This window comes from Polycladidibacter stylochi (assembly GCF_001562055.1).
GTDB classification, from domain to species: Bacteria; Pseudomonadota; Alphaproteobacteria; order Rhizobiales; family Stappiaceae; genus Pseudovibrio; species Pseudovibrio stylochi.
The window spans coordinates 22,096-28,095 of sequence record NZ_LLWE01000013.1 but is presented as its reverse complement, the minus strand read 5'-3'; the positions used below and the strand labels follow the sequence as shown (position 1 = coordinate 28,095).

The following is a 6,000-nucleotide window of genomic DNA, read 5'->3' as shown; positions in this document are numbered from 1 at the left end:
AACGATGTTGGACAAGCTCTGGATCCTTTTGGTGAAGAATCCAGCACTCAAACAGATTTAGTCACTCTCAGCAAATGTGTCGTGTACTGTGGCAAGATCTCCAGATAAAACGAACTATTATCCCACAACCATAGAGCCAGTAGGGTCTATGCATATTTAAGGCTTTAGGTGGTAGCGTGCTCAGTTTGCCTCTCCCGATTATTATTTCTCTACTTATCATGCTTGGTTTTCTGCATTTCCTGTTTCTGTATGGCTGGCAAAATAAGGCACTGGTTTTTATCGCAATTGGTTTTTACGCTCTGCAAATGTTCCTGGTTGGTATACGTTGGAGTAGCGATTTAATCCCCCAAACCACCATAGCCATAACAGCCCTTGTATTGCCCCCCCTAACATGGGGTGCTTTGCGCCAGCTGGCCGGCCATGCCAACCGCAAAGTTATCTGGCAAACAGTTACCGCAGCTTTTTTTGCAGCGCTGTTGATGTTCATTACAACGTTAACAAGCAACTCGTACTGGGTCGATGCGCTGGTTATTATTGTATATGCCAGCTTTGGTATCGCACTGCTGTTCAAAGCCAGCCCTGCCAATCGGGCGTGGTTCGATACCAGTCCGCTAATTCATAAGCATTATTTACGCTATCTATATATCGGGGCAGGGGGGGTACTTTGTTTTTCAGCATTAACAGATATTTCCATCACGCTGGCCTTTACCTATGGCAAATCATTTTGGGCGGGGCAAATGGTTGTGCTGGGCAATGCGTTGTGGGTCTGCACAGCACTTGCAGGGTATTTTTATTTCATCTTGCAGCGCAAAAAAAAGCAACAAAAGCTCCAGAATGCGCAACCCAGACACGAAGAGGTCGGGCAGCAGGCCCAAGAGAAAAGCCAGACGATATCGGTAGATGAAAAAGCACTGGGTGAAGCGCTTTCACAGTTACACCAGCTTTTGAGTGATGAGCAATTATATCGCGATGAAAATATCTCGCTCGATAGATTGGCAAATAAGCTGTCTCTCTCGCCGCGTCTTTTATCCCGCTCTGTTAACCAGCTTAAAGGCATGAGCCTGCCGCAATTCATCAACACCTATCGCCTGCAAGAAGCGGGAGAGCGGCTGCAAAGCAGTGAAGAAACCATTACGCAAATCATGTACGGGGTTGGCTTTGCCACCAAATCCAATTTTAACCGCGAGTTCATTCGTTATTATGGCATGAACCCGAGCCAGTATCGAACAGCCGGAAAGAGCGCCCCCTCAAAAACTCCTGTTACTTTGTGAGGGGGCAATGATTTAGTCTGCATAAATAACGCGTGAGACAGCAAGCGGCACATCAATGCGCACGGCCTCGCGCGCAATTGGCTCGGTAAAGCGTACGTTGAACACGCCGGCATCACCATCAAGCTTAAATGCACTGGCCTTACCTTCAAAGTTGAGAACGTTTTTGTCCCCGGTTAGAGAAACCGCAGCAAAACGGCCATTTATATCTGCTGCCAAGGCGTCTAGTTTTATTTTCAGGTTACGCTCTTCCGGTAACTCCAGCGCAACCACAGGGTCGCATAATAACCAACCACTTACAGATGGCCGTTCAATGGTCAAGTGCAGCACATCGCCCTTCACATTTGCATGGGCTTCAATAGAGCACCAACGTTTGTCATGGGCCTCTATCCGGATTTCCTTCGCCTCTTTATGGGTCGAAATGCTTAATGCTGTGCTGTCACCGCCAAGCTCAATGCTCTTAATGGTGTTACCATCAAACAGCTGTTCAGCGCTCGAGCTGTCGCTCATACTTAAGGCAATCACGCCAACAATGAGCAAACTGCCAACACCCAAGGTTACTTTATGAATAACTTTCATCTTCACACCCTTCATAATTAACTCACAACTGCGAGTATTTGGATGCTTCAACCATGGAATAACAAAGCAAAGAGTGAGACCTGTTTTGCTCAAAAAACGTAAAACAGCACCTCCTGTTTCCTGCAAAATCAAATTTGCGCAAAACAGGAGGGAGAAAGCTTTGAAAAATCGTTTTTAACTATCGGCCAGCTCTTCCAGCTCCAGCCATTCTTCTTCAAGTGCGCCAAGCTCAGCGTGCAACTTGCCAACCATTTCGCTCGTTTTGTGGAACTTGTCGGGGTTGGCGCTAAATAGATTGGGATCCTCTAGCAGTTTTTGCGTCTTGGCAATTTTCTCTTCAAGACCGGCAATCTCGTCAGGAAGTGCTTTCAGCCGGTGCTGCTGGGTGAAGCTAAGTCCGCTTTTTTTCGCCTTGGGCATTTCGCTATTGGCCGCAATAGCTTTGGAAGTATCATCACCTTTGGTTTTGGCTTTGGCTGATTTCGCTTCTTGCTTGGCATCGACCCCGCTACCACGCTGTGCCACCATGTCCGAATACCCGCCGGCATACTCGCGCCACAGGCCGTCCCCTTCCATGGTAATCACCGAGGTACAAATGCGGTCAAGGAAATCACGGTCGTGGCTTACCAGCAGTACTGTGCCGTTGTAATCGGCAATCAGTTCTTGCAATAAATCCAGCGTTTCCAAGTCAAGATCATTGGTCGGCTCATCCAGTACCAAAAGGTTGGAAGGTGTTGCAAGCGCCCGCGCCAACAGCAAACGGCCACGCTCCCCGCCCGATAGCACTTTAACAGGTGTGCGCCCCTGTTCGGGGGTGAACAAAAAGTCCTTCATGTAACTCATTACATGCTTGGAGGTGTCACCAAGAATCACCATATCGCCGCGCCCGCCGGTGAGTACCGATGCTAACGTGTCATTCGGGTCAAGCTTTTCGCGCTTTTGGTCCAGCGTGACCATCTGCAAGTTCGCCCCCAATCGGATACTTCCGCTATCTGGAGCAAGTTCACCGGTAAGCATTTTCAAAAGAGTGGTTTTTCCTGCCCCGTTTGGCCCGACAAACCCCAGTCGGTCCCCCCGCGCAATACGGGTAGAAAAGTCTTTAACAATCGGGCGTTCACCGTAAGTCTTGCCAATACCTTTGGCTTCGCTCACCAGCTTGCCAGAGGTTTCACCCTCGGTAACGCTCATTTTAACAGTGCCTTGCGGCCCGCGGTGTTCTTTCTTCTGTTGTCGTAGATCGGCAAGTTCGCGCACCCGGCGCATATTGCGTTTCCGCCGTGCGGTAACACCGTAAATCATCCAGTGTTCTTCTTGGCGGATTTTTTCCGATAAACGCGCCTGTTCTTTTTCTTCTTCCTCAAACACTTTATCGCGCCAGGTCTCAAACGCGGCAAAACCCTGTTCGTTGCGTCGTGAAATCCCCCGATCAATCCAGACCGTCGTGCGCGAGAGGTTCTCCAAAAAGCGCCTGTCGTGTGAAATCAACACAATGGCCGACTTCATCTGCTTAAGTTCTGCTTCCAGCCATTCAATCACCGGCAGGTCAAGGTGGTTGGTGGGTTCGTCAAGCAACAGAATGTCCGGTTCTGGCGCCAAGGCGCGTGCAATCGCCGCCCGTTTGGCTTCGCCGCCCGAAAGTTTCGCTGGGTCTTCATCCCCATGTAAACCCAGAACCTCAAGGAGGTATTGCGCGCGGTAATGGTCATCTCCGGGGGCAAGGCCGCCCTCCGCATACTCAAGGACGCTTTTGTAGCCGGAAAGGTCAGGCTCTTGCGGCAAATAGCGTAGAGTGCGTCCAGGCTGTAAAAACCGCTCACCGCTATCGGCTTCAATCAAGCCCCCGGCAATTTTGAGCAAAGTCGATTTGCCAGAGCCATTACGCCCCACAAGACAAATGCGCTCACCTTCCCCCACTTGTAGCTCGGCACCTTGTAGGAGGGGTTCAGAGCCAAAACGAATACGAATGTCTTTAATATGTAGCAGGGGCGGGGCCATACCGGTTCACTTCCTCAAATCCATAGGCAGATTATTCGAAAGCGCTACTAGCACGATCAGCCTGCGCAAACAATTCATTGCGCACATCCAAAACCAAAAGATTTTAGAGCCAGTCATTGCTCTAAGGATTAACTAGTAATACTGGATATAAGAAGAAACTAAGCTTACCCATCAAAAGATTATTTTTGGCTATCACAGCCCAAACTAAGTCATAATCCATGAAAAAATCATCGATAAAAGACATATTGCAAAAATAGATTCTAGGATATATTTTTCCCAAAATATATATCAGAATATATATAGTAGTCCTAATGAAACCAATAATTGCAAATTATCACATAATGGAAAATAAAATTTCTATCTGGTGCTAAAATGAGAAATGAAAATGCTCATGATGCGCAATAAAGTGAGGAAAATTCAAAAATTGGTAGTTTAACGGGGTAAAAATCTAAAACCATGACTTGCAATCAACTAAGTTAAATGGAATCTTACCTCTACTGCCGCCAATAAGAAGAGGCAGGCATAACAATTTAAGGAGAGGGGATTTTATGCATAAATCCATTCGTATGTCGGCGCTAGCCGCAGCACTCGTTGCTGCATCATCGCTCACAGCAGCCGCTGAAATTGTATATAACCGTGGTAATACCGCAGACCCGGAAACACTCGACCAGCATAAAACTTCAACAACATACGAAGCGCATCTTCTGCGCGATATGTACGAAGGTTTGGTTGCTTATGGTGCCGATGGCCATGTTATCCCGGGCGTCGCAAAGTCATGGGATGTATCTGAAGATGGTCTGGTTTACACCTTCCACTTCCGCGATAACGCCAAATGGTCCAACGGCGATCCTGTTGTCGCTGGCGATTTTGTTTATTCAATGCGCCGTATTATGAAGCCGGAAACCGGCGCAAAATACGCCAACATCCTTTACCCGATTAAAAACGCTGAAGCCGTTAACACCGGTAAGGCTAAGGGCGAAGAACTTGGCGTAAAAGCGATTGACGACAAGACACTCGAAATCACACTGGGTGAGCCAACCCCTTATTTCATCGAGCAGCTAACCCACCAGTCATCCTATCCTGTGCATCCAGCAACAGTAGAAAAGTATGGCTCAGACTTTGTTTTGCCAGAAAACTTCGTCTCTAATGGTGCATTTGTTCTTGAATCATTCACACCAAACGATTTCATTAAGGTCGTAAAAAATCCTTACTTCCACGATGCCGCAAACGTTAAAATCGATGCGGTTAAATTCTTCCCAACAGAAGATCGTGGCGCAGCTCTACGCCGTTTCCAGGCGGGTGAACTCCATACCAACAATGATGCGCCTGTCGAGCAGATCGAATACATCCGCGAAAACCTGGGTTCAGAGTTCCATGTAGCGCCGTATTTGGGCACTTACTATTATGCTCTTAATCATGAATCTGAAAAGCTGGCCGATCCAGATATTCGCCAGGCTCTTTCCATGGTTATTGACCGTGAATATCTAGCTGACGAAATCTGGGGCAGCACCATGGTTGCTGGCTACTCCTTCGTGCCACCGGGAATCGGTAACTATGGTGAGCCTGCCTATGCTTCATGGAAAGATGAAGATGTTTTGGATCGCGAAGAAAAAGCCAAAGCGATTTTAGAATCCAAAGGCTACACCCAAGCCAACCCGCTTGAGCTGGAAATTCGCTACAACACTTCAGAAAACCACAAGAACACAGCCGTAGCGATTGCTGATATGTGGAAAGAAATCGGCGTTAAAGTGAGCATGCTCAACACCGATACCAAAACCCACTATGCAGTACTTCGTGACCGTGGTCATTTTGAAGTGGCACGTGCAGGTTGGATTGGTGACTATTCCGATCCGCAAAACTTCTTGTTCCTCTATGAAAGTGATAATGACGGCTTCAACTATGCCCGCTACAACAATCCAGAATACGATAAGTTGATGGATGAAGCTGCTGCAACAGTTGATCTGGAAAAGCGTGCTGCAATCTTGCGTAAGGTTGAAGAAATCTTCATGCGTGATTTGCCTGTGCTTCCGCTCATGTACTATGGCTCAATGAACCTTGTTTCAAGCAAGGTGAAGGGTTTTGAAGATAACCTGATGAATGTACATCCAAGTCGCTTTATCTCTATCGAACAGTAGATGTTGAGATAATGTAAAGTCAT

Annotated in this window: 4 protein-coding genes; 2 read left to right on the top strand and 2 right to left on the bottom strand. The window is 47.6% G+C overall.

What is annotated here, in order from left to right; genetic code table 11:
* Positions 1-176: 176 nt before the first annotated feature.
* Positions 177-1,271, top strand: a complete 1,095-nt coding sequence (locus AYK67_RS01980) for a helix-turn-helix domain-containing protein (RefSeq protein WP_068081598.1) — start codon at positions 177-179, stop codon at positions 1,269-1,271.
* 12 nt (positions 1,272-1,283) lie between these two features.
* Here AYK67_RS01980 and AYK67_RS01975 read toward each other — a convergent pair whose 3' ends face one another.
* Both AYK67_RS01975 and AYK67_RS01970 read right to left on the bottom strand, forming a co-directional pair.
* Entirely contained in the window at positions 1,284-1,862 is a 579-nt protein-coding gene (locus AYK67_RS01975) for a hypothetical protein (RefSeq protein WP_162265068.1), read from the bottom strand.
* 159 nt (positions 1,863-2,021) lie between these two features.
* On the bottom strand, positions 2,022-3,842 hold the full coding sequence (locus AYK67_RS01970) for an ABC-F family ATP-binding cassette domain-containing protein (RefSeq protein WP_068081593.1): 1,821 nt from the start codon (positions 3,840-3,842) through the stop codon (positions 2,022-2,024).
* Between the two features lie 548 nt (positions 3,843-4,390).
* Here AYK67_RS01970 and AYK67_RS01965 point away from each other — a divergent pair.
* Complete coding sequence (locus AYK67_RS01965; protein ID WP_068081590.1) at positions 4,391-5,977, top strand: peptide ABC transporter substrate-binding protein; 1,587 nt, start codon at positions 4,391-4,393, stop codon at positions 5,975-5,977.
* Positions 5,978-6,000 lie beyond the last annotated feature (23 nt).